A 24,113-nucleotide genomic window follows, 5' to 3' on the forward strand; every position below is an offset into this window, starting at 1 on the left:
GAACGCGTCGGCGGCTCTCCACAGCCTCAGGGGCGGTCGGTGGACTCCGGGTCCTGCGCCTCGTCGTCGCCGTCCTCGGGGGATGGCTCGTCGTCGGCCGGGAGAGCCGCCTCCTGCTGCTGGGCCGGCTCGTCGCCGCGCTCCGCATCGTCGAGCAGCTCCTGGAGCGCGAGGTCCATCTCGTCGAGCTCGCCGACGCCGCGGAGCCGCGCGATGACGCGCGACGGGTCGTCGATGTCGGCCGAGCCCGGCATGAGGTCGGCCTGGTCCCACAGCGAGTCGCGCGCCTCCGGGCCCACGGCATCCGTCACCGCGTGCCAGAAGGCGGCAGCCTCGCGCAAGCGCCTCGGGCGGATCTCGAGGCCGACGAGGGTGCCGAAGGCCTTCTCGGCCGGTCCGCCCGTCGCTCGCCGGCGGCGGACGGTCTCAGCGATCGCGTCGCGCTTGGGCAGCCTCGCGGTCGCTGCCTCGGTCACGGCGTCGACCCATCCGTCGATGAGGGCGATCGTCGTCTCGAGCCGCGCGAGCGCCTCGACCTGCTCGGGCGTCTTCGGCGGGATGAGCGCGCCGCTGCCGAGCGCCTCGCGCAGCTCCTCGGGGTTCGTGGGGTCGAACGACTCGGCGAGCTCCTCGAGCCGGTCGATGTCGATCCGGATGCCCTCGGCGTACTCCCGCACGGAGGAGAGCACGTGCAGGCGCAGCCAGCGCGCGTGGTGGAACAAGCGGGCGTGCGCGAGCTCGCGCGCGGCCATCCAGATGCGCACCTGGTCCTCGGGGATCTCGAGCCCCTCGGCGGCGGAGCGCAGGTTGACGGGCAGGAGCGCCGCGGTGTCCTCGAGCAGCGGGAAGCCGAAGTCGCCGCCCGCGATCGTCTCGCTCGCGAGCTGGCCGACGACGTTGCCGAGCTGCATCGCGAACATCGTGCCGCCGACGTTGCGGAGGATGCGCTCGGCACCCGCGAGCATCTCCTGCGCCTCCTCGGGCGCGTGCTCCTGCATCGCGCTCGTGAGCGCGTTCGCGATGCTGTTCGCGACCGGCTCGCTCATCTCCTGCCACACGGGGATCGTCGCGTCGACCCACTGCTGGCGCGACAGCAGCGTGAGCGAGCTCGCGGCGGCGCCGATCTCGGTCGTCTCGCTCAGCCAGAGCGCGGCGAGGTCGGCCGCTTGCCGCACCGCGTCGCGCTCGGCGGTCGTCACCGAGCCGGGATCGCGCTGCACGACCGCGGCGGCCTGCCGCTGCGCCGCCGACCAGTCGATGCCGTCGTCGGTGCGGGCGAGCGCGGCCTGCAGCTGCGCCATGAGCGCCTGCAGCTGCGCCGGGTCGCTCGGCATGCCGGCGGCACCGGCGAGCCGCGACGGATCGATCGGCCCCTGGCCGGAGAGGAACTGCTGGAGCATCTCCCGCAGCTCGTCCTCGGGGCGGCGGTCCTCGGGCTCCTCAGGCATGCGACTACGCTAGCCGCAGCATGTCCGAGCCCGCCGGGTATCCGCCCAACCAGCCATCCGCCCTCCGCGAACACCGGGCTCAGCCCCGCTTCCCGGACGTGCGGCCGCGCCGCTTGCGCCGCGCCGGCTGGGTCGCCCTGGGCGTGACCGGCGTCGCGTCGCTCTCGCTCGCCTTCGTGCCCTCGCCGTACATCGTCGAGGTGCCGGGCCCGACGTTCGACACGCTCGGCGCGACGGATGCCGGTGACCTCATCGAGATCGAGGGCGCCGAGACCTTCCCGACCGAGGGCGAGCTGCGGCTGCTCACGGTCTCGCTGCTCGGCAACCCAGAGCGCCCGCTCACGTGGGTCGATGTCGCGCGGGCGTACGTCGACCCGTCGCGCGCCATCATCCCGATGGAGGCCGCGTATCCGCCCTCGGTCTCCGTGCAGGACGCGAACGAGGCCGGCCGGATCGAGATGCGCAACTCGCAGTCGGCAGCGGTCGCGGCCGCGCTCCTGCACCTCGGCGAGCCCGTCGAGAGCGACGTGCGGGTCGCGGGCGTCATCGAGGGCTCGCCCGCGGAGGGGCTGCTCGAGGAGGACGACCGCATCCTGCGCGTCAACGGCGACACCGCCTACGACGTCTACTCCATCCGCGCATCCATCGCCGCCGCCGAGGGGGCGTCGACGTTCGACATCGAGCGCGACGGCGAGCAGCTCAGCGTCGAGGTGACGCCCGTGACGGAGGGGGAGCAGCGCATCGTCGGCATCTACCCCGCGAACGAGTTCGCCTTCCCCTTCGAGGTCGACATCCAGCTGCCGAACGTCGGCGGGCCGAGCGCCGGCATGATGTTCGCGCTCGGGATCATCGACGAGCTCACGCCAGGCGCGATGACCGCCGGCACGCGCTGGGCTGGCACCGGCACGATCGCGGCGCTCGGCGAGGTCGGCGCGATCGGCGGCATCGTGCAGAAGATGCACGGCGCGGCGGGCGCGGGCGCGACCCACTTCCTCGCCCCGGCCGCGAACTGCGCCGAGGTCGTCGGCCACGTGCCCGAGGGGCTCACCGTCTTCGCCGTCTCGACGCTCGACGAGGCCGTCACCGCGATCGAGACGGTCGCCGAGCAGGGGGACACCCGCGCGCTCCCGACGTGCGAGGCGCCAGCGGGCTCGTGACGGTGCCTGGCTCATAGGACCGGCCGATAGCATGACCGCACCGCCCGCCGAGCCCCCTCTTGGAGCATCCCGACGTGTCTGACAACGCCGCCCGACCCATGCCGACGACCGCGCCGACCCGCAGGCGGCCGTCGCCGCTGCTGATCACGGTGATCGTCGTCGCCGCGCTCCTCGGAGCGTTCGTGCTCTTCTCGGGCTTCTACGCCGACATCCTGTGGTTCGACCAGCTCGGCTTCCTGCAGGTGCTGCAGACGCGCTGGCTGTCGATGCTCGTGATGTTCCTCATCGGCTTCCTCGGCATGGCGGTGCCGCTCGCCCTGAGCGTGCAGATCGCCTTCCGCTCGCGGCCCGTCTACGCGCAGCTCAACTCGCAGCTCGACCGCTACCAGGAGCTCGTCGAGCCGCTGCGCCGCGTGGGCATGTGGGCGGCCCCCGCCGTGCTCGGCCTCTTCGCGGGCATCGCCTCGGCGTCGCAGTGGGAGACGGCGCAGCTGTGGCTGCACCGGAAGCCCTTCGGCGAGACCGACCCGCAGTTCGGCTTCGACGTCGGCTTCTACGTCTTCGAGCTGCCCTTCTACCAGTCGATCGTCGGCTTCGCGCTCGCGGTGCTGTTCATCTCCCTCGTCGCGGCGCTCGCGACCTCCTACCTCTACGGCGCGATCCGCGTCACGGGCCGCGAGTTCCGCATCTCGCGCTCCGCGCGCATCCAGCTCGCCATCACGGGCGCGCTCTACATGCTCGCGCTCGGCGTCTCGATCTGGCTCGGCCAGTACGCCTCGCTCGTCATGCCCGCGCAGGGCTTCCTCGAGACCGGCGCCGGCTACACCGAGGTCAACGCGTCGATCCCGGGCGCGCAGATCATGGCGGGCATCGCCGGCCTCGTCGCGGTCTTCTTCATCATCACCGCGATCATCGGCCGCTGGCGCGTCGCGATCGTCGGCACGGCGCTGCTCATCGCGTCGTCGCTCGTCGTCGGGGTCGCCTACCCCGCGATCGTGCAGCGATTCCAGGTCGACCCGAGCGCGAGGACGCTCGAGGCCGAGTACATCCAGCGCAACATCGACGCGACCCGCGCCGCGTGGGGCGTCGACGAGATGGTCGAGACGCCCTCCGACGCGCGCACCGACGCCGAGCCCGGCGCGCTGCGGGAGGACGCGGAGACGACCGCGAACATCCGCATCATCGACCCCGCGCTCGTCACCGACGCGTTCGCGAACCTGCAGGAGTACCGCCAGTACTACGGCTTCCCCGACCAGCTCGACGTCGACCGCTACGAGATCGACGGCCAGACGACCGACACCGTGATCGCGGTGCGCGAGCTCGACCTCTCGGGCCTCGACGAGGACAGCTGGTACAACCGCCACATCGTCTACACCCACGGCTACGGCGTCGTGGCGGCGTACGGCAACCAGCGCGGCCCCGAGGGGCAGCCGGTCTTCCTGCAGGCGGGCATCCCGACCGACGGCGCGCTCGGCGACTACGAGCCGCGCGTGTACTTCGGCGAGTCGACGCCCGACTACTCGATCGTCGGCGGCCCCGAGGGCTCGCCCAACCTCGAGCTCGACTACCCGCGCTCGACCGAGGAGGGCAGCGGCAACGCGAACACGACCTTCTCGGGCGAGGGCGGTCCGAAGCTCGACGCCTTCCTCAACCGGCTCGTCTACGCGCTCAAGTTCCAGTCGGAGCAGATCATCCTCTCCGACGCGGTCAACGAGGAGTCGCAGATCCTCTACGACCGCGACCCGCGCCAGCGCGTGGGCGAGGTCGCGCCCTACCTGACGCTCGACACCGACACCTACCCGGCGGTCGTCGACGAGCGGCTCGTGTGGATCGTCGACGGCATGACGACGTCGTCGTCGTTCCCCTACGCATCCCACCGCTCGGTCGCGCAGACGATCGCCGACAGCACGAACCCGAACCCCGGGTTCACGCCGGGCGACATCGTCAACTACATGCGCAACTCGGTCAAGGCCGTGGTGGATGCGTACGACGGCTCGGTCACGCTGTACGCGTGGGACACGGAGGACCCGATCCTGCAGGCGTGGCAGGAGATCTACCCCGGCACCATCCGCCCGATGAGCGAGATGTCGGGCGAGCTCATGAGCCACGTGCGCTACCCGGCCGACATGTTCAAGCTGCAGCGCAGCATCCTCGGCGACTACCACGTCACCGACCCGGCGACCTTCTTCTCGGGCGACGACCAGTGGGCGACGCCCTCCGATCCGACGTGGTCGAGCACGCAGACGCAGGCGCCGCCGCAGCCGCCGTACTACCTGACGATGTCGGTGGACGGGCAGGACCCCGCGTTCACGCTCTACTCGACCTTCATCCCGAGGGACGGCCGCGAGGTGCTGTACGGCTACCTGTCGGTGAACGCCGACGCGGGAGGCACCGCGGGCGAGCGGCTCGACAGCTACGGGCAGCTGACGCTGCAGATGCTGCCGAAGGACCGCTCGATCCCCGGCCCCGGCCAGGTGCAGAACACCTTCGACACCGACGACCAGGTCTCGCGCGAGCTCAACCTGCTGCGCCAGGGCGCGTCCGACGTGATCAACGGCAACCTGCTGACCCTCCCGGTCGGCGGCGGCCTGCTCTACGTGCAGCCGGTCTACCTGCGCTCGACGGGAGCGACGTCGTTCCCGGTGCTCCGCAAGATCCTCGTGGCGTTCGGCGACGACATCGCCTTCGAGGACACGCTCGACGAGGCGCTCGACGCGCTCTTCGGCGGCGACTCCGGCGCCGAAGCGGGCGACTCGGGCGTCGACCCGAACGCCGAGGAGCCGACGGAGCCGGGCGCAGAGGCGCCCGAAGCCGACCTCCAGGCGCAGCTCGACACCGCCCTGCAGGAGGCCGTCGCGGCGATCCAGGCGCGCCAGGCCGCGTACGCGGAGGGCGACGTCGTCGCCGCCGCCGAGGCGGAGGTCCGGCTCAACGAGGCGGTGCAGCGCGCGGTCGACATCTCGGCCGAGATCGAGGGCACCGAGGCGCCTGAGGTCGCGCCGGAGGAGTCGGCTCCCGCCGAGGAGCCGGCGACGAGCGAGACGGTCGCGCCCTAGCCGGTTTGCCGTTCCGCCCCGCGGCTGATAGAGTCTCTTCTTGTGCCGCGGGGTGGAGCAGCTCGGTAGCTCGCCGGGCTCATAACCCGGAGGTCGCAGGTTCAAATCCTGTCCCCGCAACGAAGTCCGCGAACTGCGGCACACAGAAGAGGCGCCCGAGAGGGCGCCTCTTCTGCATCTCCGGCAGGCGGCGCAGCGTCCCGGCATGGGCTTCGACGTCCCCGCCCATGCGTACGTGCGGGCGCTCGAGGGCACGGCTGAGGCGCTGCCGTTCGCCGACGAGGCGTTCGACGCGTCGCTCGCGCAGCTCGTCGTGCACTTCATGGCGGATGCGACGGCGGGCGTCGCCGAGATGGCTCGCGTCGTGCGCCCTGGCGGCACCGTCGCCGCGTGCGTGTGGGATCACGGGCGGGGTCCGTCCGGGCCGTCGGCCACGCGGGTCTCGAGCGGCTGCGCGAGCGCTATCGCGAGCTGCTGCCCGCGCCGCCGTTCGAGCTGCGGGCGGTCGCGTGGGCGGCGCGCGGCACGCGCCCCTGACTCACTCGAAGAGGCTGCCGAGCCCTCCGCCGGAGGAGGCGCCGCCGTTCGAGCCCGAGAGCTGCTGTCGGCCCTCGCTCGGCTGCACGACGACGAAGCCCGGCCCGTGGAAGGCGAGCTGGAACGCCTCGCCCGTGCCGCCGCGGAGCAGCGAGCGCATGTTCATGCTGCTCACGACGCTCGGCTGCAGGTTCGCCGACCAGCAGACCGCCGCGTTGGGGTCGACGAAGGTCGGCTGGCGCGAGCAGTCGAGCAGCAGCGGCTGGCCCTCGCACGAGATGCCGACCGTGCCCCGCCCGCCGATCTCGACGTTGAAGAGGCCGCCGGCCATGACGTTGCCGCTGCGCAGCATCTTGATGTCCCACTGCAGGTCGGGATCGAACGCGAGCAGGTTCTTGCCGCTCACCGACAGCCCCTCGCCCTCGAGCAGCACCGTGAAGACGTTCGCGGCGTCGCGCGCGAGGAAGACCTCGCCCTCGCCGCGGATGCGCATGAGCGGCGCGCCCTCGCCCGTCACGAGCTTCTTGAGCATGCGGGCCGCTCCCGCGCCCTCGTGCTGGAACTCCATGCGCCCCTGGTAGGCGACCATCGCGCCCTTCGCGGCGAGCACGTCGCCGCCCCCCGAGACGGTGATGCGCAGCATCTTGCTCGACTGCTTCACCCAGCGTTCGGTCGACTGCGTCTCCTGGTTCGCCTCGGCGAACAGCTCCGACCTCATGCGTCCGCCCCCAGGGCACGCTCGAGCCGGTCGACCTTGCCGTCGAGCTCGCCCGTCCATCCGGGCCGGATGTCGGCCTTCAGCACGAGGGATGCGCGCGGCGAGAGGGCGAGCACGGCGTCGGTCGCGCGCTTGACGACCGCCATCACCTCGTCCCACTCGCCCTCCACGGTCGTGAACATCGCGTCGGTGCGGTGCGACAGCCCGCTGTCACGCACGACGCGCACGGCGACCGCGACCGCGTCGTGCACCGAGCCGTCCGGGCCGGCCGTGCCGGGCGCGATGGAGAATGCGACGAGCATCCTGCTCCCTTCGTCGGTCGCATCCTCGCACCAGCCGCCTCGGTTCGCCAGCACCGGCGCGCGCACTCGCCGTAGGCTGTCGGCATGGCGGATGCGACCGGGGTGCTGATGGCGGCGGCGGTGCAGCTCGCCGCGACCGAGGACGTCGACGCGAATCGCGCGGCGGCCGCGGCGTGGATCGACGGCGCGGCCGATCGGGGGGCTGCGCTCATCGTGCTGCCCGAGTACGCGCAGCACTGCTCGCCGACGCTCGCCGCGACCGCGCCCGGCGCCGCCGAGCCGCTCGACGGGCCCTTCGTCTCGATGCTCGCCGAGCGCGCCGCGGCGCACGACGCACTCGTCGTGGCCGGCCTCGTGGAGCGCACGGACGCGGGGCCGAGCAACACGGTCGTCGCCGTCGACGCATCCGGGCTCCGGGTCGCCTACCGCAAGGTGCACCTCTACGACGCGTTCGGCTCGAGCGAGTCGGACTGGCTGACGCCCGGCGACGCCGCGCAAGTGCCGGTCGTCGACTTCCGCGGCACGCGCATCGGCATCGAGACGTGCTACGACCTGCGCTTCCCCGAGACGACGAGGCGGCTCGTGGATGCGGGGGCCGACGTCATCCTCGTCCCCGCCGAGTGGGTGCGGGGACCGCAGAAGGAGCGGCACTGGACGACGCTCGTGACCGCGCGCGCGATCGAGTCGACGGTGCACGTCGTCGCGGCGGGACAGGCGCCGCCGCTCGGCGTCGGCTGCTCGCTCATCGCCGACCCGATGGGGATCCCGCTCGCCGCGCTCGGCGACGCGGAGGGCATCGCGATCGCGCCGCTCGACCCGGCGGTGACGGCCGCGACGCGGCGGCGCAACCCCTCGCTCGCGAACCGTCGCTACCGGATCGCCTGACGGCCCCGGCGCTCAGCGCGCGGGCTGCAGCTCGACGCCCCGGAGCGCAGCGAGCTGCTCGGCCGCCCGGTGCAGGGTGTCGTCGGACTTGCAGAAGGCGAAGCGCATCGTCGAGCGCAGGTCGCGCCGCGAGGGTCGCGCGAAGGCGGAGAGCGGCACGCCCACGACGCCAGCGAGCTCGGGCAGCTGCCGCGCGAGCACGCTCGCGTCGTCGATCCCGAGCGGGGCGGCGTCGGCGAGCACGAAGTAGCCGGCCATCGCGTCGTTGACCTTGAAGCCCGCCTTCCGCAAGCCTCGCGTGAGGATGTCCCGCTTGCGGCAGAAGGAGTCTCGGATCGTCTGGAAGTGCTCGTCGGGGAGGCGGAGCCCGACCGCGACCGCGGGCTGGAACGGCGCGCCGTTCACGAACGTCAAGTACTGCTTGACTGCCGTGATCTGCGCGATCCGCTCGGGCGTCGACATGATCCAGCCGACCTTCCAGCCGGTGATCGAGAAGGTCTTGCCGGCCGAGGAGATCGAGATGAGCCGCTCCCGCGCCGCCTGGAACGTCGCGACCGGCACGTGCTCCTCGTCGTAGACGAGGTGCTCGTAGACCTCGTCGGTCACGATGAGCGCGTCGCGCCGCTCGGCGATGCGGACGATGTGCCGGACGGTCTCCTCGCTGAAGACGGAGCCGGTGGGGTTGTGCGGGGAGTTCACGAGGATCATGCGCGTGCGGGGGCTCGTCGCGCGCAGCAGCCGGTCGGGGTCGGGCTGGAAGTCGGGAGCCGTGAGCGGCACGGGCACGAGCACCGCGCCCGCGAGCGCCGCGACCGCGGCGTAGGCGTCGTAGTAGGGCTCGAAGACGACGACCTCGTCGCCCGGCTCGAGGTAGGCGAGCATCGTCGCGGCGAGGCCCTCGGTCGCGCCGGCCGTGATGAGCACGTCGCCGCGGCCGAGGCCGATGCCGTAGAAGCGGCGCTGGTGCTCGATGATCGCGTCGATGAGCTCCGGCGCGCCGCGGCCGGGTCCGTACTGGTTGCGGCCGTGGTCGATCGCGTGCTTCGCGGCGTCGAGCACCGCTCGCGGGCCGTCCTCGTCGGGGAAGCCCTGACCCAGGTTCAGGGCGCCGGTGCGAGTCGCGAGCGCCGTCATCTCGGCGAAGATCGTCGGCGCGAGGCGCCCATCGGCTCCCAGCAGGCCTGCCCCCGCCGCGGTGCGCTGCCAGGGTGCTCGGTGCGGGCGATCGACCTCCATGCCTCGACGCTACTCGCTTCGCACCGCGAACGGTCGACATTGCGAGTGCTTAGCAACCGCATGGATTGGCGTGGCATCGTCGAGGGCATGACGAACCCGTACGAGCAGCCGCATCCCGCGAGCCACCAGGGCCACGTGCCGAACCCCTGGTCGCGACCCGCGGACGAGACCCGGTGGCAGAGCCCCGCCGCGGGCCAGCCGAGCGGGCAGCCCGCGCCCGCGACGGCGCCGTACGGATCGACGCCCGACGCCGCGCCGCCCTTCGGCTCCGCTCCCTACGCGTCCTCGGTGCCCGCACCCTCGGCCTTCGGTCGCCCGAGCGACCCCCAGCCCCACTACGGGCAGCCGGCGGGCGCGAGCCCCCAGGCGCCCGCGCGTCGCCGCAGCACGGGGCTCGTCGTCGGCGCGATCGTCGGCGCCGCGCTCATCGGCGGTGCGACGGGCTTCGGCGGCGGCGCGCTCGCGGCGCAGCAGACCTCCCCGCAGACGCAATCGGCGCCGAGCGGCGGCGTCGCCGCCGAGCCGGTCTCCGACCCCGGCACGATCGCCGACGTCGCCGCGGCCGCGGGCCCCTCCGTCGTGACGGTGCAGGCAGCCTCGCGCGCCGGCGCGGGCGAGGGCTCCGGCGTCGTGATCGCGCCCGGCGGCTACATCGTCACCAACAACCACGTCGTGACGCTCGACGGCCAGGCGGCCGACGCATCCATCACGGTCGAGACGAGCGACGGCCGGCTGCTCGCCGCCGAGATCGTCGGCACCGACCCCGTCGTCGACCTCGCGGTGCTGCGCGTCGACGCCGAGCTGCCGGTCGTGACGTTCGCGTCGAGCGACGACGTGCGGGTGGGCGACACCGCGATCGCGATCGGGGCGCCGCTCGGCCTCTCGAACTCGGTCACCGACGGCATCGTCTCGGCCGTCGATCGCGGGCTGCGGATCGCCTCGAGCGCCGCGCCCGACGACTCGCAGGACTCGCAGCAGTCGCCGTTCGGCTTCTGGCAGGAGAACGGCGCGCAGGCCGCGCAGGAGGACATCTCGATCCCCGTCGTGCAGACGGATGCGTCGATCAACCCGGGCAACTCCGGCGGCGCGCTGCTCAACGCGTCGGGACAGCTCATCGGCGTCAACGTCGCGATCGCGAGCATGGGCCAGGGCGAGTCGTCGGGCTCGATCGGCATCGGCTTCGCGATCGAGTCGAGCCTCGTGCAGCGCGTGGTCGAGGAGATCATCGACCGCGGCGAGGCGACGCACGGGCTGCTCGGCGCGACCGTGAGCGACGTGCGCGACGCCTCGATCGGCTCGGTGGGCGGGCAGCTGCGGGAGCTCACGGACGGCGGCGCGGCGGCCGAGGCGGGCCTGCAGTCCGGCGACGTCATCACCGCGATCGAGGGGGCACCGGTCACGAACGCCGTCGATGCGACCGCCCAGGTGCGCGCGCACGCGGCAGGCGCGACCGTGACGATCGAGTACCTGCGGGGCGGCGAGCGGGCCGAGGTCGAGGTCACGCTCGGCGAGCTCTCCTAGCCGGCGCGCCTCAGCGCTCGTCGGCGCTCGCGCCGCCGTCGCCCCCGTCGCCGGTGTCGCCGGCGCCGCGGCGCTCGCGCAGCCGCCGCAGGCCGCCGCCGAGCCCCTCCCGCTCGATCTCGCGCGCCTCGCGGATGCGTCGGCCGAGGCTCACTCGCTCCTCGCGCTCGGCGGGGGAGAGGAAGCCGTGGTGCCGCACGGGCGGCGGGCCGAACGCCTCGCGGGAGGCCTTGACGACCTGCCGGCCGAGCATGTTGTTGCCGACGCCGCCGATGACGGCGCCGATGCCGAAGGGCATCGCGCGACCGACCATGTTCGCGCCCGTGTTCCTCGCCATGCGGCGCAGGAACGCGCGTCGCATGAGGTCGATGACCTGTCCCATCGCGCCGCTCGGGAGCGACGACGTGATCATCTGGCCCCAGAACGCGGAGCCGCCGCCGCGGCGGCCCAGCGCCTGGTCGGCGACGCGCTTGACGAGCGCCTTGCCGCCAGAGCCGAGCATGAGGCCCATGACGAGCGCCTTCGCGCGCTGCTCGTCCTCGACCGCGATGCCGTGCACCTCGGCGACGGCCTGCGCGAAGAACGCGCTCGCTTCGAGGAAGACGACCGTCTCGGCGGCGGTGAGCCCGATCGACGCGACGGTGCCGATGCCGGGCGCGACGGCGCTCGCGCCGACGGCCGCGCCGCCGCTCGTGACGGCCGCGAGGTACTGCTTCTCGAGCCGGGCGATCATCTGCTCGGGCGTCATCGCAGGGTGCTTCCGGCGCAGGTTGCGCAGATGGCCGACCACGAGCGGCCGCTGCACGCCCAGGATGTTCTCGAGCGTCGTGATGAGCCAGCCCATCTCCTCGTCGCGGTCGACCTCGTCCATGGCATCCCCTCGTCGTCCTCGTCGCGTGCGCGACGCATCCATCATCCTGCCCGCATCATCGTGTCCCGATCGTGCCGGGAGGAGGCTGAGCGTGGGATCATGGCTCGCATGACCCTCACCCCTGGACCGGACACCGTCGGCACGGGCGGCAGCACCGACGTGCTCGACCGCGAGCTCGAGAAGCTGCTCAACGAGGAGTCGGTCGAGGACGGCGACCACGACCGCTTCTCGCACTACGTCAAGAAGGAGAAGATCCTGCAGTCGGCGCTCTCGGGCAAGCCCGTGCGCGCGCTGTGCGGGAAGAAGTGGACGCCCGGGCGCGACCCGGAGAAGTTCCCGATCTGCCCCGCCTGCAAGGAGATCTACGAGAAGCTGCGCGCTGAGTGACCCCGGTGGCCGCTGACGGCCGGATGCGTCAGCGGAAGACGGTGGGGATGGCGGGCTCGCCGCGCGCGAGCCGGTGCGCCTCGGCGGGCAGCTCCTCGACGGACGCGGCGTGGCGCTGCCGGGCGAGCTCGACGCCCCCGTGCCCGAGCCACTCGGGCTGGATCTCGCCCGAGCGCACGAGCGGCACCTGCAGCGGGCGGCCCCGTTCGGCGGCCGCGGCGAGCGTCGCGGGGTCGTCGCCCACGAGCACGGTCTCCTCGACGGCGACGCCGTGCTCGAGCGTTCGCACCGCGACCTTCTCGCCCGGCTGCGAGGCCTTGTCCTCGCTGCGCTTCCCGACCCCGACCCACTGACCGTCGTCGCCCTGCCGCGAGACGAGCTTGTAGACCATGCCGGCCGCGGGCGCCCCGGAGCCGGTGACGACGCTCGTGCCGACGCCGTACGCATCGACGGGGCTCGCCTGGAGCCCCGCGATCGCGTACTCGTCGAGGTCGCTCGTCACGGTGATGCGCGTCTCGGTCGCGCCGAGCGAGTCGAGCAGCGCGCGCGCCTCGGCGGCGACGTCGGCGAGGTCGCCCGAGTCGAGGCGGATGCCGCCGAGCCGCGGGCCCGCGACTTCGATCGCCGTGCGGATGCCCTGCTCGATGTCGTAGGTGTCGACGAGCAGCGTCGTGCCGACCCCGAGCGTGTCGATCTGCGCCTGGAACGCCTCGGCCTCGGAGTCGTGCAGGAGCGTGAAGGAGTGGGCGGCGGTGCCCATCGTCGGGATGCCCCAGCGGGCGCCTGCGGCGAGGTTGCTCGTCGCGCCGAAGCCGGCGATGTAGGCGGCGCGCGCGGCGGCGATCGCAGACTCCTCGCTCGCGCGGCGCGAGCCCATCTCGGCGAGCGGGCGGCCCTTCGCGGCGCGGTGCATGCGCGTCGCGGCGTTCGCGACCGCCGAATCGTAGTTGAGCACCGAGAGCGCGACGGTCTCGAGCACGACCGCCTCGGCGAACGAGCCCTCGACGACGAGGATGGGGGAGCCGGGGAAGTAGGCCTCGCCCTCGGCGTAGCCGCGGATGTCGCCCGAGAAGCGGTAGTCGGCGAGCCACTCGATGAGCTCGGCGGAGACGACGCGCTCGTCGCGGAGGAACGCGAGCTGCGCGTCGCCGAAGCGGAACTCGGCGAGCCGCTCGAGGAAGCGGCCCGTGCCGGCGACGACGCCGTAGCGGCGCGCGCCCGGCAGTCGGCGGGCGAAGACCTCGAACGCGGAGGGCCGGAACGCCGTGCCGGAGCGCAGCGCGGCGTCGATCATCGTCAGTTCGTAGCGGTCGGTCATGAGCGCGGTGTCGGTCACGGCGCCAGCCTATGCCGACCGCCGAGCGAGCGACCGGGAACCGGTAGCGTGGGCCGGTGCGCGACGAGACCCGACCCACCCGGACGAGCGAGCGACAACTGCCCGAGGGGGTCGAGCTGCGGGCCCCCCGGCCGGAGGACGCCGAGGCGTGGGCCCGCTTCCTCGTCGCCGAGCAGCAGCGCACCTACGCGGGGCAGCTGCCCGACGACTTCGGCTCCCGCGGCCTTGACCAGGCGAATGTCGCGGGACTCGCGCACGCCTTCGGCGAGCCGGGCGAGGCCGTGCGCCGCGTCGCGTGGCGCGGCGGGCGCATCGTCGGCATCGCCGCTGCCGGCCCCGCGCCGGCGCGCTGGGAGCGCGAGCTCGGCCTCGTGCCGCCGCCGGCCGATCGCGAGCTCGACCGGCTCTACGTCGCGGCCGAGATGCACGGCACCGGGCTCGGCGCGGCCCTGTTCGACGCGGTCGTCGACGAGCGACCCCACTACCTGTGGCTCATCGACGGCAACGCCCGCGCCGCTCGCTTCTACGAGCGGCGGGGCTTCGAGCACCTCGACGAGCGGGTGTCGACCGGGCCGACGTGGGGCGGCATCCCGATGCACCGCATGCTGCGGCGCTAGCCGACGAGCCCCTCCTCCTCGAGCCAGGCGCGAGCGATGTCGGCCGCGGGCGACTGCTGCTCGACGCTGCGCCGGTTGAGCTCGATGAGCGCGTCGGACGACAGCGCAGCGGTGACGCCGTTCACGACCTCCTGCGCGGCCTCGTCGACGCGGTCGCTCGCGACCGGGACGACATGCGAGGCGAGGAACAGTCCCTCCGTGTCCTCGAGCACGACGAGGTCGTTCTGCGCGATCGTCGGGTCGGCGGTGTAGACGATCGCGAGCTGGATGTCGCCGTCCTGCAGCGCCCGGATCGTGAGCGGGCCGCCGCCGTCCTCGATCGGCGTGAAGCCGACCTCGATGCCGTAGACGCTCGCGAGCCCTTGGGGGCCGTTCGGGCGGCTCTCGGCCTCGGAGTTGGCGCCCATCGTGAGCGGCACGTCCACCTCCGCGAGGTCGGCGACCGTCTCGAGGCCGTACTCGTCGGCGAATTCGCGCGTGACGACGTAGGAGTCCTGGTCGGTCGCCTCGGCCTGGTCGAGGATCGTGATGCCCTCGGGCGCCGCCTCGACGAGCGCGTCGTACACCTCGTCGGTCAGCCGCTCCTCGGGGTCGGGGCTCCAGTACTGCAGCAGCGGCCCCGTGTACTCGGGGAAGAGGTCGATCGCCCCCGACTCGATCTCGGGCACGTAGACCTCGCGCTGCCCGATGCGCAGCTGCCGGTCGATCGTGTAGCCCGCGGCCTCGAGCGCCTGCGCGTACAGCTCGGCGATGATCTCGCTCGAGTAGTAGTCCTGCGAGCCGACGACGAGGGTCGTGCCGTCGCCGCCGCTCGAGGGCGCGGTGCTCTCGTCCGCGGCGAGGGGGTCGGCGCTCGCGCAGCCGACGAGCACGGCGCTCGCGGTGCCGACGGCGGCGAGGGCGATCGCCGCCCGGTGGGTGCTGGTCCTGATCATGCGGAGATCCTCTCTCTCGCGCCAGACGGCGCACGGTGGGGTTCGGCGCGGCGGGCCGCGGCGGATTGGACGAGCTGGAAGCCGAGTTCGACGACGAGCGCGAGGAGCGCGACGACGAGCGAGGCGCCGAGCATCATGTCGTAGCGCTGCGTCTTGAGTCCCTCGAACAGCGGGCGCCCGAGGCCGGTGTCGGCGACGTACGCGGCGAGCGTCGCGGTCGAGATGACCTGCAGGGCGGCGGAGCGGACGCCGCCGAGCAGCACGGGCGCGGCGAGCGGCAGCTCGACGCCGCGCACGATCTGCCACTCGGTCATGCCGATCGCGCGCGAGGCGCCGACGGTCTCGCGCGCGACCGACTCGACGCCCGCGTACGCGCCCGCGAGCACGGGCGGCAGCGCGAGCACGAGGAGCGCGAGGAACGGCGCGTCGAGCCCGATGCCGAGCGCGAGGCCGAGGACGGTCAGGAGGCCGAGCGTCGGCAGCGCGCGCGCACCGCTCGTGAGCACGATTACGAGCGAGCGGCCCCGGCCCGAGTGGCCGATCGCGACGCCCGCGGGGATCCCGATCGCACACGCTGCCGCCACGACCGCGGCCGAGAACCCGAGGTGCTCGAGGATGCGCGCGCCGATCCCGCCGCGCCCGTCCCAGTTCGCGGAGTCGAGCAGCCACGCGAGCGCGTCGAGCACCAGGTTCACGCCGCCACCGCCCGCAGCCAGGGCATCGCCGCGCGCCCCGCGAGCACGCACAGCGCGTCGAGCACGACCGCGACCACGACGGTGAGCACGATGCCGGTGAGGATCGAGGCCTCGATGCCGCGCTGGAACCCGTCGGTGAAGAGCGTGCCGAGGCTCGCGATGCCGATGACCGCGCCGACCGTCACGAGGCTGACGGTCGAGACGACCACGACCCGCAGCGACGACAGCAGCACGGGGCCGGCGAGCGGCAGCTCGACCCGCCAGAAGCTCGCCCAGCGGGAGTGCCCGGTCGCCTCAGCCGCGAGCCGGACGTCCTCGGGGACGGAGGCGAACGCATCCGCCGCCCCGCGCACGAGGAGCGCGCAGCCGTAGAGCGTGAGCGCGGTGATGATCGTCGCGGACGAGCGGAGCGCGAAGCCCGTGAGCGCGGGGATGATGACGAACAGCGGCAGCGACGGGATCGCGTAGAGGAGGCCCGTGCCGGTCAGCAGCGGCGTGCGCCAGCGGCGGCTCCCGGCCGCGAGCCGCCCGAGCGGCACCGAGATGACGAGGCTCAGCAGGATCGGCGGCACCGAGAGCAGCAGGTGATCGGCCAGTAGCCCCCACACGATGTGGAGGTTCTGGCTCAGCCACGTCACGGCGCGTCCTCGCGGGCGTCGGCCTCGAGCACGCCCGTCGGGCGGTCGTCGCCGTCGACGACGATGCGACGCCCGTCGAGCTCGCGGATGCGCAGGGTGCGGCGCGCGGTGCCGGCGCCCACGAAGGCGGCGACGAAGTCGTCGGCGGGGGCGGCGAGGATCTCGGTCGGCGTGCCGCGCTGCGCGATCTCGGCGCCCGCGCGCAGCACGACCACTTCGTCGGCGAGCGCGAAGGCCTCGTCGACGTCGTGGGTGACGAACAGGATCGTCTTGCCGAGCTCGGCCTGCAGCGCGCGGAGCTCGGCTTGCAGCTGCTCGCGCACGATCGGGTCGACGGCGCCGAACGGCTCGTCCATGAGCAGGATGTTCGGGTCGGCGGCGAGCGCCCGCGCGACGCCGACGCGCTGCTGCTGGCCGCCGGAGAGCTGTGCGGGGTAGCGGTCGGCGAGGGCTGGGTCGAGGCCGACGCGCTCGAGGAGGCCGAGCGCATCCGCCCTCGCCTCGCGGCGCGAGCGCCCCGCGAGCACGGGCACGGTCGCGACGTTGTCGGCCACCGTGCGATGGGGGAGCAGGCCGCCCGCCTGCAGCACGTAGCCGATCGAGCGGCGCAGGCCCACCGGGTCGAGCGAGCGCACGTCGACGTCGTCGATGCGGACCGCGCCCGACGAGGGCTCGACCATGCGGTTCACCATGCGCAGGAGCGTCGTCTTGCCGCTGCCCGAGGAGCCGACGAGGGCGACGACCGAGTGCGACGGCATGCGCAGGCTGAAGCCGGCGACCGCGACGGTGCCGCCCGGGTACTCCTTGCGCACCGCGTCGAACTCGATCACGCAGGTTCTCCTCACCTTCGCGGAGGGATGACGATACCGCCCGCCGGCGACATCCTCTCGGGTCGCGCCTACGAGCAGCCCGTGAACGCGCCACGACTAGGCTTGCCGTCGCCGGCCGATCGCGAGCTCGACCGGCTCTACGTCGCGGCCGAGATGCACGGCACGGGGCTCGGCGCGGCGCTGTTCGACGCCGTCGTCGACGAGCGGCCCCACTACCTCTGGCTCATCGACGGCAACGCGAGGGCTGCCCGCTTCTACGAGCGGCGCGGCTTCGAGCACCTCGACGAGCAGGTCTCGACCGGGCCCACGTGGGGCGGCATCCCCATGCACCGGATGCTGCGTCGGTAGCGCTGACCCTCGCGGTGAACGTGAGGACGCACGGCCGAGGAGCGGCCGCAGGCCGCGTCTCGATGCTCGGCCACGCGAGCGCCCACCCTCGCGCCGGCCGCCCCGGATCGCAGGTGAGTCTCGTCGACCCGTTGTGCAGTCCGAGGGCGGCACGTACGGTGAGCCCATGAACGCACTCCTGCGATTCGGATTGATCGTCAGCCTGCTCGTGGCGCCTTCTGCTGCAGGCGTTGAAACTCGGTCGAGCGCAACGGTGCAGCATTCCGTCGACTACACGACCAATGCTGGCGCCACCGTGTACGACTTCTATCATGACTACTTCAATTCGAAGTCCTCGTGCGATGCTCGCGGCTACGCGCTGAAGAATTACGAGCACATGCGGAACATGAGCGGCTGGACCTGCGTCAGGCACCCGGGCGATTCGAAGTGGTCGATGCACGTGCACTACTGGTACGGCGGCATTGAGTGAGACCATCGGTGTTCGTCGATGGCTCGCGAGTCCGCGCGACCGGCATTGTCGGGGCCGACGGCGCTCGGCTGGGACTTACCACTCGCCGCCGGCTGTCCCCGCACATCACGGTGCTGCTCGATCGCAGTGCGATTCCTGGCACTGCGATCGAAGTAACGGGTGAGCTGCACCTTGATGGTTCTGCGTCCGGGGCTCAGAACGCGCATGGTCGGATCTCGGTTGAGGAGATGCGAGCGATCGAGCTTCCTACCCTGGCCGACTGGAGGTCGTTGGACGCCGAGAGCGAGACGTCATGGGAGCCGCTCGATGCGCGCGCCGCTCTCGATGCTCTGCACGCCCTGGAGATCGACGATCCACTCGCGACAGGTGGGCACGAGGCCGAGGGCCGCATGGCTCTGCACATCGACGTCGTGTGCGTCAGCGAGCCCTTGGCCCGCTGGTTCGACTCCCTGCCAGCGGGCATGGTCGATCTGCGAGCCGCTGTAGAGCCGCTCTAGCGTTCTCGGCTGGCCACGACGCATCGTCGGCCGCGCGCGCGTTGAAGGCATCCAGGCACATGGAGGCCGCGGATAGGCTTGCGAGCGTGCAGCGCCCGATCGGAGTCTTCGACAGCGGCGTCGGCGGGCTCACCGTGGCGAGGGCGCTCATCGACCAGCTGCCGGCCGAGTCGATCACCTACATCGGCGACACCGCGAACGGCCCCTACGGTCCGCGCGAGCAGGCCGAGGTGCGGGCGCTCGCGCTCGACGTGCTCGACACGCTCGTCGCGCAAGGCGTCAAGATGCTCGTCATCGCGTGCAACACCGCGTCCGCCGCGACCCTCGACGTCGCGCGCGAGCGCTACGAGGAGGGGATGGGCATCCCCGTCGTCGAGGTCATCGACCCCGCCGTGCGCGCCGCGGTCGCGCAGAGCCGCTCCGGCCGCATCGGCGTGATCGGCACGGCCGGCACGATCGGCTCCGGCGCCTACCAGCGCGCGTTCGCCGCCGCTGGGGTGCCGCACGTCGCCGCCGGCGCGGCGCCGCGCTTCGTCGAGTTCGTCGAGGCGGGCGTCACGACGGGCGACGAGGTGCTCGAGGCGGCGCACGAGTACCTCGAGCCGCTGCTCGCCGAGGGCCTCGACACCCTCGTGCTCGGCTGCACCCACTACCCGCTGCTCGCCGGCGCGATCGGCTACGTCGCGGGCCCCGACGTTCGGCTCGTCTCGAGCGCCGAGGAGACGGCGGGCGACGTGTACCGCATGCTGAGCGACCGGCGCATGCTCGCGCCCGTCGGCGCGACGCCCAGCTACGAGTTCGAGGCGACGACCGAGGCGCAGGAGCCGTTCCTGCGGCTCGCGCGCCGCTTCCTCGGGCCGGAGGTCACGCACGTCGAGTTCCACCAGACCGGGGTCATCCAGCTGCCCGGCCGCACCGACTGAAGGAGAGACCATGGCACGCAAGGACGGCAGGCAGCTCGATCAGCTGCGCGAGGTCACGATCGAGCGGGGCTGGAGCGCGCAGGCCGAGGGGAGCGCCCTCATCTCGTTCGGCGGCACGCGCGTGCTGTGCACCGCATCCGTCATGCCGACGGTGCCGCGCTGGATGGCGGGCAAGGGCAAGGGCTGGGTGACGGCGGAGTACGCGATGCTGCCGCGCTCGACGAACGAGCGGATGGATCGCGAGAGCGTGAAGGGGCGCGTCGGCGGGCGCACCCACGAGATCTCGCGCCTCATCGGCCGCTCGTTGCGCGCGGGCGTCGACATGAAGGCGCTCGGCGAGCTCTCGATCACCGTCGACTGCGACGTGCTGCAGGCCGACGGCGGCACGCGCACCGCCGCGATCACGGGCGCCTACGTCGCGCTCGCCGACGCGGTCGCGTGGGCGCAGGCGCAAGGCCGGGCGCCGAAGAGCGCGAAGCCGCTCGTCGACTCGGTCGCGGCCGTCTCGGTCGGCATCGTCGACGGCGAGCCGACGCTCGACCTGGACTACCTCGAGGACGTGCGCGCCGGCACCGACATGAACGTCGTCGCGACCGGGCGCGGGCTGCTCGTCGAGGTGCAGGGCACGGCCGAAGGCGCGCCCTTCGACCGCTCGGAGCTCGACGCGCTGCTCGACCTCGCGCTCGCCGGCACCGCCCGGCTGACGGAGCTCCAGCGCGAGGCGCTCGCGTGAGCCCCGTCGACACGGGCTTCGGCTCGACGGGCATCGACCCGCGCGGCGGCGGACTGCAGGTCGTCGTCGCGACCCGCAACCCCCACAAGGTCGAGGAGCTGCAGCGCATCCTCGCGCCGCTCCTGCCCGGCATCGAGCTGCTGCCCGACGACGGCCCGGAGCCGATCGAGGACGGCGACACCTTCGAGGCGAACGCCCTGATCAAGGCGCGCGCCGCGCACGAGCGCACGGGGCTGCCGGCGATCGCCGACGACTCGGGCATCGAGGTCGACGCGCTCGACGGCGCCCCCGGCATCCACTCGGCTCGCTACGCGGGCACGCGCGACGATCGCGACAACCTCGAGCTGCTGCTCGCGAACCTCGCCGAGCACGCCGATCGCGGCGCGCGCTTCGTGTGCGCGGCCGCGTGGGTCGACGCCGAGGGCGAGTTCGCGGTGCGCGGGGAGTGGGCCGGCGAGGTCGCGGATGCGCCGCGCGGCGACGGCGGGTTCGGGTACGACCCGATCTTCGTGCCCCACGACGGCGGCGGCCGCTCCTCGGCCGAGCTGAGCGCCGACGAGAAGGATGCGCTGAGCCACCGCCGGATCGCGTTCGCGGCGCTCGCGGAGCGCATCCAGCCCGCGTAGCCGCCCGACTCGCGCCGAACCGACCCGTTCTCGCCGAGCCGACCCGCTCGCCCGGCGTGCTCGGGCCGAGCTGACCCGTTCTCGCCGACGCGACCCGTTGCAACCGGTCCAGTGGGAGAGGACGGGTCGGCTCGACTTGCGCCCCTCCGGAGCGCTAGGCATGATTTCGGTATGCCGAAAAGAGTGGATGCGGGGCGGCGAAGAAGCGCGCTCGCGGTGGTGTCGGCCACGGTCGCCGCCGTGGTCGCCGCCGTGCTCGCCGGCTGCGCGACGCCTGCGCCCGCCGCGCCGGCCGCCGACGACCGCCCGCTCGTGCTCGCGACCTTCACCGTGCTCGCCGGCATGGCGCGCGAGGTCGCGGGCGACGCCGCGCGCGTCGAATCGCTCACGCGGCCGGGCGTCGAGGTGCACGACTACGAGCCGACGCCCGGCGACCTCGTCCGCACCGAGGGCGCCGACCTCGTCGTGACGAACGGCTGGGGCATCGACGACTGGCTGCTCACGCTCGTCGAGCGGCAGGACGCACCGCACATCGTGCTGAGCGATGCGGTCGATCCGATCGCGATCGAGACCGGCCACTACGCCGGCAACCCGAACGCGCACGCGTGGGTCGCGCCCGGCGAGGGCGCCCGCTACGTCGAGGCGCTCCGTGTCGCGATCGGCGACCTCGTCCCCGCCGAGCGCGCCGCGATCGACGAGCGCGCCCGGGCGCTGACCGCTCGCCTCGAGTCCCTCGGCGAGCGCCTCCGCGAGGGCGTCGCGCGCGTGCCCGCGCGGCAGCGCGTGCTCGTCACGTGCGAGGGCGCCTTCAGCTACCTCGCGCGCGACGCGGGCCTCGACGAAGCGAGCCTGTGGCCGGTGAACGCGGGCGGCCAGGGCACGCCGCAATCGATCGCCGAGGTCGCCGCGATCATCGAGGAGCGGCAGGTGCCGACCGTCTTCTGCGAGTCGACGACGCATCCGGGCACCCAGGAGCAGATCGCGCGCGACGCGGGCGTGCGCTTCGACGGCAGCCTCCACGTCGACTCGCTCTCGACGCCGGACGGGCCCGCGCCGACCTACCTCGCGCTCGTCGAGCACGACATCGAGGCGATCCTGGAGGGACTGGGCGGATGAGCGGCACGGCAGCGCGGGACGCGATCGTCGTGGAGGGCCTCGGCGTGCGCTACGGCGACGTGCGCGCCCTCGTCGACGTGACCGCACGCATCCGCTCGGGGGAGATCACGGGCCTCGTGGGCGTCAACGGCTCGGGGAAGTCGTCGATGCTCGCCGCGATCCTCGAGCGCGTGCCGCACGAGGGCACCGTGCGCATCCTCGGCCGGAAGCCCGCGGAGGCGCGTCGCGAAGGCCTCGTCGCTTCGGTGCCGCAAGCCGAGTCGGTCGACTGGGACTTCCCGGTGACCGTGCGCGACGTCGTCACGACCGGTCGCTTCGGGCGCATGGGTCTCCTGCGGGTCCCGCGCGCTGCCGACCGCGCCGCCGTCGCCGAGGCGCTCGAGCTGCTCGACATCGCGCACCTCGCCGACCGCCAGATCGGCGAGCTCTCGGGCGGCCAGCGCAAGCGCGCGTTCGTGGCGCGCGCGATCGCGCAGGACGCCGAGCTGCTGCTGCTCGACGAGCCCTTCGCGGGCGTCGACCGCACGAGCGAGGCGCGCATCGTCGAGGTGCTCCGCGGGCTGCGCAAGCGGGGCCGCACGGTCGTCATCGTGCACCACGACCTCTCGGGCGTCGCGGAGGTCGCCGACACGGTGCTGCTGCTGCGCGGCAGGCTCCTGCACCAGGGGCCGCCCGAGGAGGTGCTGCGGCCCGAGCGGATCGCCGAGGCCTTCGGCGCCGGAGCGGCGGAGGAGCGATGATCGACGCCCTGCTCGCACCCTTCACCTACGACTTCATGCTGCGGGCGATCCTCGTCACGCTCGTCGCTGCGGTCGCGTGCGCGCTGCTGTCGACGTGGCTCGTGCAGATGGGCTGGTCGCTCATGGGCGACGCGGTCTCGCACGCGGTGCTGCCCGGCGTCGCGCTCGCCTACATCCTGGGCCTGCCGTTCGCGCTCGGCGCGGCGGTATTCGGCATCGGCGCCGTCGCGCTCATCGGCGGTGTGCGCGCGGTGTCGCGGATCAAGGCGGATGCGGCGATCGGCGTGGTCTTCACGACCCTGTTCGCGCTCGGGCTCGTGATCGTCTCGGTCACGCCCGCCGAGACCGATCTGCAGCACATCCTCTTCGGCAACGTGCTCGGCGTCTCCGACGCCGACATCGCCCAGGTGCTCATCGTCGGCGCGATCGTGTGCGTCGCGCTGCTCGTGCTGCGCCGCGACCTCACGCTCGTCGCCTTCGACCCGGGCCACGCGCACGCGATCGGGCTGCGGCCGCGGCTGCTGCACGCGGTGCTGCTCGGTGCCCTCGCGCTCACGGTCGTCACGGCGCTGCAAGCCGTGGGCATCATCCTCGTCGTCGCGATGCTCGTCATCCCGGGCGCGACGGCGTCGCTCATCGCGGTGCGGTGGGATGCGCTGCTCGCGTGGTCGGTCGGCATCACGGTGGTCGCGTCGATGGTCGGGCTGCTTGGCGCGTTCTGGCTCGACATCTCCCCGGGTGGCGCGGTCGTGCTCTCGCAAGGGCTCGCCTTCGGGCTAGCGTTGCTGTTCGGGTCCCGACGGGGGATCGTCATCCGGTGGGCGAGAGCGAGGCGGCATGCGGTCGACAGCGGCTGAGGACTACGTCAAGGCGATCTACCACCACACCGAGTGGCAGCCGGAGCCCGTCACGCCGTCGCAGCTCGCGACGCGGCTCGGCCTCGCGAACTCGACCGTGACCGAGATGGTGAAGAAGCTCGCCGCCGCGGGGCTCGTGCACCACCGCCCGTACGGGGCGGTCGAGCTCACGCCCGAGGGACGCCGGCTCGCGGTGCGGCAGGTGCGGCGCCACCGGGTGGTCGAGACCTGGCTCGTCGAGCGGCACGGCTACGAGTGGGACGAGGTGCACGACGAGGCCGAGATCCTCGAGCACGCGCTGAGCGACCGGCTGCTCGAGTCGATCGCGGCGTCGCTCGGCGACCCAGAGCGCGACCCGCACGGCGATCCGATCCCCGGCGCGGACGGCACCGTGCGGCGCCCCGACGCGGTGCTGCTCGCGGATGCGCCGGCCGGCCACGAGGGCGCGGTCGTGCGCATCTCCGACGAGGATCCCGCGATGCTCCGCTTCCTCGCCGACGCCGGCATCGCGCTCGACGCGCGGCTCACGGTGCTCGGCGTCAAGCCCTACTCCGGCTCGATGCAGGTGCGGGCGCCGAGCGGCACGGTCGACGTCGGTCCCGACGTCGCTCGCGCGATCTGGCTCGCGGCCTGAG

The 24,113-nt window shown here is 73.0% G+C and carries 27 protein-coding genes, 1 tRNA gene and 1 pseudogene; 19 read left to right on the forward strand and 10 right to left on the reverse strand.

Going from position 1 to position 24,113, the window contains the following annotated elements; genetic code table 11:
* Window positions 1-26: 26 nt before the first annotated feature.
* Complete coding sequence (locus tag JSQ78_RS00060) at window positions 27-1,448, reverse strand: zinc-dependent metalloprotease (protein ID WP_211448395.1); 1,422 nt, start codon at window positions 1,446-1,448, stop codon at window positions 27-29.
* Window positions 1,449-1,468: 20 nt separating this feature from the next.
* On the opposite strand from JSQ78_RS00060, the gene JSQ78_RS00065 reads away from it, so the two are divergent.
* From JSQ78_RS00065 to JSQ78_RS00085, 5 genes and pseudogenes are all read left to right on the forward strand, one after another.
* Window positions 1,469-2,605, forward strand: coding sequence for a YlbL family protein (locus JSQ78_RS00065; protein ID WP_211448397.1), 1,137 nt, complete (start codon window positions 1,469-1,471; stop codon window positions 2,603-2,605).
* 98 nt (window positions 2,606-2,703) lie between these two features.
* Window positions 2,704-5,661, forward strand: coding sequence for a UPF0182 family membrane protein (locus JSQ78_RS00070; protein ID WP_211450417.1), 2,958 nt, complete (start codon window positions 2,704-2,706; stop codon window positions 5,659-5,661).
* A 46-nt stretch (window positions 5,662-5,707) separates the two neighbouring features.
* A tRNA-Met gene (locus JSQ78_RS00075) sits at window positions 5,708-5,781 on the forward strand.
* An 85-nt stretch (window positions 5,782-5,866) separates the two neighbouring features.
* Window positions 5,867-5,989, forward strand: a pseudogene (locus JSQ78_RS13725) (methyltransferase domain-containing protein); the annotation flags it as partial.
* A gap of 62 nt (window positions 5,990-6,051) precedes the next feature.
* Window positions 6,052-6,198 carry a hypothetical protein gene (locus JSQ78_RS00085; RefSeq protein ID WP_211448398.1) on the forward strand — a complete coding sequence of 49 codons (147 nt, stop codon included), beginning with the start codon at window positions 6,052-6,054 and terminating at the stop codon, window positions 6,196-6,198.
* Between the two features lies 1 nt (window position 6,199).
* Here the strand turns inward: JSQ78_RS00085 and JSQ78_RS00090 are convergent, their stop codons facing one another.
* Together JSQ78_RS00090 and JSQ78_RS00095 are read right to left on the reverse strand one after the other, a co-directional pair.
* The gene (locus JSQ78_RS00090) at window positions 6,200-6,916 is read right to left on the reverse strand and encodes an AIM24 family protein (RefSeq protein ID WP_211448400.1); all 717 of its coding nucleotides are present in this window, start codon (window positions 6,914-6,916) and stop codon (window positions 6,200-6,202) included.
* Window positions 6,913-7,218: a thiamine-binding protein gene (locus JSQ78_RS00095; protein WP_211448402.1), complete on the reverse strand. Its 306-nt coding sequence runs from the start codon at window positions 7,216-7,218 to the stop codon at window positions 6,913-6,915. Before JSQ78_RS00095 ends, JSQ78_RS00090 begins: the two co-directional genes overlap by 4 nt.
* Before the next feature lie 84 nt (window positions 7,219-7,302).
* Between JSQ78_RS00095 and JSQ78_RS00100 the strand changes: the two genes are divergently transcribed.
* Window positions 7,303-8,103, forward strand: a complete 801-nt coding sequence (locus tag JSQ78_RS00100) for a carbon-nitrogen hydrolase family protein (protein ID WP_211448404.1) — start codon at window positions 7,303-7,305, stop codon at window positions 8,101-8,103.
* Window positions 8,104-8,115: 12 nt separating this feature from the next.
* Here the strand turns inward: JSQ78_RS00100 and JSQ78_RS00105 are convergent, their stop codons facing one another.
* Complete coding sequence (locus JSQ78_RS00105; RefSeq protein WP_211448406.1) at window positions 8,116-9,339, reverse strand: aminotransferase class I/II-fold pyridoxal phosphate-dependent enzyme; 1,224 nt, start codon at window positions 9,337-9,339, stop codon at window positions 8,116-8,118.
* Between the two features lie 60 nt (window positions 9,340-9,399).
* On the opposite strand from JSQ78_RS00105, the gene JSQ78_RS00110 reads away from it, so the two are divergent.
* A complete protein-coding gene (locus JSQ78_RS00110) occupies window positions 9,400-10,860 on the forward strand; it encodes a S1C family serine protease (protein WP_211448408.1) in 1,461 nt (486 codons plus the stop codon).
* A gap of 10 nt (window positions 10,861-10,870) precedes the next feature.
* On the opposite strand, the gene JSQ78_RS00115 is transcribed toward JSQ78_RS00110, so the two are convergent.
* The gene (locus tag JSQ78_RS00115; RefSeq protein WP_211448410.1) at window positions 10,871-11,731 is read right to left on the reverse strand and encodes a hypothetical protein; all 861 of its coding nucleotides are present in this window, start codon (window positions 11,729-11,731) and stop codon (window positions 10,871-10,873) included.
* Window positions 11,732-11,839: 108 nt separating this feature from the next.
* On the opposite strand from JSQ78_RS00115, the gene JSQ78_RS00120 reads away from it, so the two are divergent.
* Window positions 11,840-12,118 carry a DUF3039 domain-containing protein gene (locus JSQ78_RS00120; protein WP_211448412.1) on the forward strand — a complete coding sequence of 93 codons (279 nt, stop codon included), beginning with the start codon at window positions 11,840-11,842 and terminating at the stop codon, window positions 12,116-12,118.
* Window positions 12,119-12,146: 28 nt separating this feature from the next.
* Here JSQ78_RS00120 and JSQ78_RS00125 read toward each other — a convergent pair whose 3' ends face one another.
* Window positions 12,147-13,436, reverse strand: coding sequence for a nicotinate phosphoribosyltransferase (locus JSQ78_RS00125; RefSeq protein ID WP_211450418.1), 1,290 nt, complete (start codon window positions 13,434-13,436; stop codon window positions 12,147-12,149).
* Between the two features lie 74 nt (window positions 13,437-13,510).
* Between JSQ78_RS00125 and JSQ78_RS00130 the strand changes: the two genes are divergently transcribed.
* Window positions 13,511-14,071 (forward strand): GNAT family N-acetyltransferase, encoded by a 561-nt coding sequence (locus JSQ78_RS00130; protein ID WP_211448413.1) that lies wholly within the window; start codon window positions 13,511-13,513, stop codon window positions 14,069-14,071.
* Here the strand turns inward: JSQ78_RS00130 and JSQ78_RS00135 are convergent.
* The 4 genes from JSQ78_RS00135 to JSQ78_RS00150 are packed head-to-tail and all read right to left on the reverse strand — an operon-like array spanning window position 14,068 to window position 17,169.
* A complete protein-coding gene (locus JSQ78_RS00135) occupies window positions 14,068-15,006 on the reverse strand; it encodes an ABC transporter substrate-binding protein (protein ID WP_211448415.1) in 939 nt (312 codons plus the stop codon). The genes JSQ78_RS00130 and JSQ78_RS00135 overlap by 4 nt on opposite strands.
* Window positions 15,003-15,701, reverse strand: coding sequence for an ABC transporter permease (locus tag JSQ78_RS00140; RefSeq protein WP_211448416.1), 699 nt, complete (start codon window positions 15,699-15,701; stop codon window positions 15,003-15,005). Before JSQ78_RS00140 ends, JSQ78_RS00135 begins: the two co-directional genes overlap by 4 nt.
* Entirely contained in the window at window positions 15,698-16,339 is a 642-nt protein-coding gene (locus tag JSQ78_RS00145; RefSeq protein ID WP_211448418.1) for an ABC transporter permease, read from the reverse strand. The genes JSQ78_RS00140 and JSQ78_RS00145 overlap by 4 nt, the downstream gene beginning before the upstream one ends.
* Window positions 16,336-17,169 (reverse strand): ABC transporter ATP-binding protein, encoded by an 834-nt coding sequence (locus JSQ78_RS00150; protein WP_211448420.1) that lies wholly within the window; start codon window positions 17,167-17,169, stop codon window positions 16,336-16,338. The genes JSQ78_RS00145 and JSQ78_RS00150 overlap by 4 nt, the downstream gene beginning before the upstream one ends.
* 27 nt (window positions 17,170-17,196) lie before the next feature.
* On the opposite strand from JSQ78_RS00150, the gene JSQ78_RS00155 reads away from it, so the two are divergent.
* The 10 genes from JSQ78_RS00155 (at window position 17,197) to JSQ78_RS00200 (ending at window position 24,112) form a co-directional block, all read left to right on the forward strand.
* Window positions 17,197-17,517 (forward strand): GNAT family N-acetyltransferase, encoded by a 321-nt coding sequence (locus JSQ78_RS00155; protein ID WP_211448422.1) that lies wholly within the window; start codon window positions 17,197-17,199, stop codon window positions 17,515-17,517.
* A 166-nt stretch (window positions 17,518-17,683) separates the two neighbouring features.
* Window positions 17,684-17,986: a hypothetical protein gene (locus JSQ78_RS00160; protein WP_211448423.1), complete on the forward strand. Its 303-nt coding sequence runs from the start codon at window positions 17,684-17,686 to the stop codon at window positions 17,984-17,986.
* 8 nt (window positions 17,987-17,994) lie between these two features.
* Window positions 17,995-18,483 carry a hypothetical protein gene (locus JSQ78_RS00165; RefSeq protein WP_211448428.1) on the forward strand — a complete coding sequence of 163 codons (489 nt, stop codon included), beginning with the start codon at window positions 17,995-17,997 and terminating at the stop codon, window positions 18,481-18,483.
* Between the two features lie 59 nt (window positions 18,484-18,542).
* Entirely contained in the window at window positions 18,543-19,406 is an 864-nt protein-coding gene (gene murI, locus JSQ78_RS00170; RefSeq protein WP_211448430.1) for a glutamate racemase, read from the forward strand.
* 10 nt (window positions 19,407-19,416) lie between these two features.
* A complete protein-coding gene (gene rph / locus JSQ78_RS00175) occupies window positions 19,417-20,139 on the forward strand; it encodes a ribonuclease PH (protein ID WP_211448432.1) in 723 nt (240 codons plus the stop codon).
* Window positions 20,136-20,765: an RdgB/HAM1 family non-canonical purine NTP pyrophosphatase gene (rdgB, locus tag JSQ78_RS00180; protein WP_249295745.1), complete on the forward strand. Its 630-nt coding sequence runs from the start codon at window positions 20,136-20,138 to the stop codon at window positions 20,763-20,765. Before rph ends, rdgB begins: the two co-directional genes overlap by 4 nt.
* Before the next feature lie 216 nt (window positions 20,766-20,981).
* A complete protein-coding gene (locus tag JSQ78_RS00185; RefSeq protein ID WP_249295747.1) occupies window positions 20,982-21,881 on the forward strand; it encodes a metal ABC transporter solute-binding protein, Zn/Mn family in 900 nt (299 codons plus the stop codon).
* Window positions 21,878-22,621: a metal ABC transporter ATP-binding protein gene (locus JSQ78_RS00190; protein ID WP_211448434.1), complete on the forward strand. Its 744-nt coding sequence runs from the start codon at window positions 21,878-21,880 to the stop codon at window positions 22,619-22,621. The genes JSQ78_RS00185 and JSQ78_RS00190 overlap by 4 nt, the downstream gene beginning before the upstream one ends.
* Window positions 22,618-23,478, forward strand: coding sequence for a metal ABC transporter permease (locus tag JSQ78_RS00195; RefSeq protein ID WP_211448438.1), 861 nt, complete (start codon window positions 22,618-22,620; stop codon window positions 23,476-23,478). The genes JSQ78_RS00190 and JSQ78_RS00195 overlap by 4 nt, the downstream gene beginning before the upstream one ends.
* On the forward strand, window positions 23,459-24,112 hold the full coding sequence (locus JSQ78_RS00200; protein ID WP_211448440.1) for a metal-dependent transcriptional regulator: 654 nt from the start codon (window positions 23,459-23,461) through the stop codon (window positions 24,110-24,112). The genes JSQ78_RS00195 and JSQ78_RS00200 overlap by 20 nt, the downstream gene beginning before the upstream one ends.
* The last annotated feature ends 1 nt before the right edge of the window (window position 24,113 follow it).

The organism is Agrococcus sp. Marseille-Q4369 (assembly GCF_018308945.1).
In the GTDB taxonomy this organism is placed as follows: domain Bacteria; phylum Actinomycetota; class Actinomycetes; order Actinomycetales; family Microbacteriaceae; genus Agrococcus.

Bases quoted from the DNA above. Each gene is read 5' to 3' on its own strand.
- JSQ78_RS00195 (WP_211448438.1), top strand. From the start codon at position 22,618: ATGATCGACGCCCTGCTCGCACCCTTCACCTACGACTTCATGCTGCGG.
- JSQ78_RS00065 (WP_211448397.1), top strand. From the start codon at position 1,469: ATGTCCGAGCCCGCCGGGTATCCGCCCAACCAGCCATCCGCCCTCCGC.
- JSQ78_RS00115 (WP_211448410.1), bottom strand. From the start codon at position 11,731: ATGGACGAGGTCGACCGCGACGAGGAGATGGGCTGGCTCATCACGACG.
- JSQ78_RS00135 (WP_211448415.1), bottom strand. From the start codon at position 15,006: ATGATCAGGACCAGCACCCACCGGGCGGCGATCGCCCTCGCCGCCGTC.
- JSQ78_RS00110 (WP_211448408.1), top strand. From the start codon at position 9,400: ATGGATTGGCGTGGCATCGTCGAGGGCATGACGAACCCGTACGAGCAG.
- JSQ78_RS00125 (WP_211450418.1), bottom strand. From the start codon at position 13,436: ATGACCGACCGCTACGAACTGACGATGATCGACGCCGCGCTGCGCTCC.
- JSQ78_RS00105 (WP_211448406.1), bottom strand. From the start codon at position 9,339: ATGGAGGTCGATCGCCCGCACCGAGCACCCTGGCAGCGCACCGCGGCG.
- JSQ78_RS00070 (WP_211450417.1), top strand. From the start codon at position 2,704: ATGCCGACGACCGCGCCGACCCGCAGGCGGCCGTCGCCGCTGCTGATC.
- JSQ78_RS00095 (WP_211448402.1), bottom strand. From the start codon at position 7,218: ATGCTCGTCGCATTCTCCATCGCGCCCGGCACGGCCGGCCCGGACGGC.
- JSQ78_RS00190 (WP_211448434.1), top strand. From the start codon at position 21,878: ATGAGCGGCACGGCAGCGCGGGACGCGATCGTCGTGGAGGGCCTCGGC.
- murI (WP_211448430.1), top strand. From the start codon at position 18,543: ATGGAGGCCGCGGATAGGCTTGCGAGCGTGCAGCGCCCGATCGGAGTC.
- rph (WP_211448432.1), top strand. From the start codon at position 19,417: ATGGCACGCAAGGACGGCAGGCAGCTCGATCAGCTGCGCGAGGTCACG.
- JSQ78_RS00090 (WP_211448400.1), bottom strand. From the start codon at position 6,916: ATGAGGTCGGAGCTGTTCGCCGAGGCGAACCAGGAGACGCAGTCGACC.
- JSQ78_RS00155 (WP_211448422.1), top strand. From the start codon at position 17,197: ATGACGATACCGCCCGCCGGCGACATCCTCTCGGGTCGCGCCTACGAG.
- JSQ78_RS00120 (WP_211448412.1), top strand. From the start codon at position 11,840: ATGACCCTCACCCCTGGACCGGACACCGTCGGCACGGGCGGCAGCACC.
- JSQ78_RS00160 (WP_211448423.1), top strand. From the start codon at position 17,684: ATGAACGCACTCCTGCGATTCGGATTGATCGTCAGCCTGCTCGTGGCG.
- JSQ78_RS00100 (WP_211448404.1), top strand. From the start codon at position 7,303: ATGGCGGATGCGACCGGGGTGCTGATGGCGGCGGCGGTGCAGCTCGCC.
- JSQ78_RS00060 (WP_211448395.1), bottom strand. From the start codon at position 1,448: ATGCCTGAGGAGCCCGAGGACCGCCGCCCCGAGGACGAGCTGCGGGAG.
- JSQ78_RS00200 (WP_211448440.1), top strand. From the start codon at position 23,459: ATGCGGTCGACAGCGGCTGAGGACTACGTCAAGGCGATCTACCACCAC.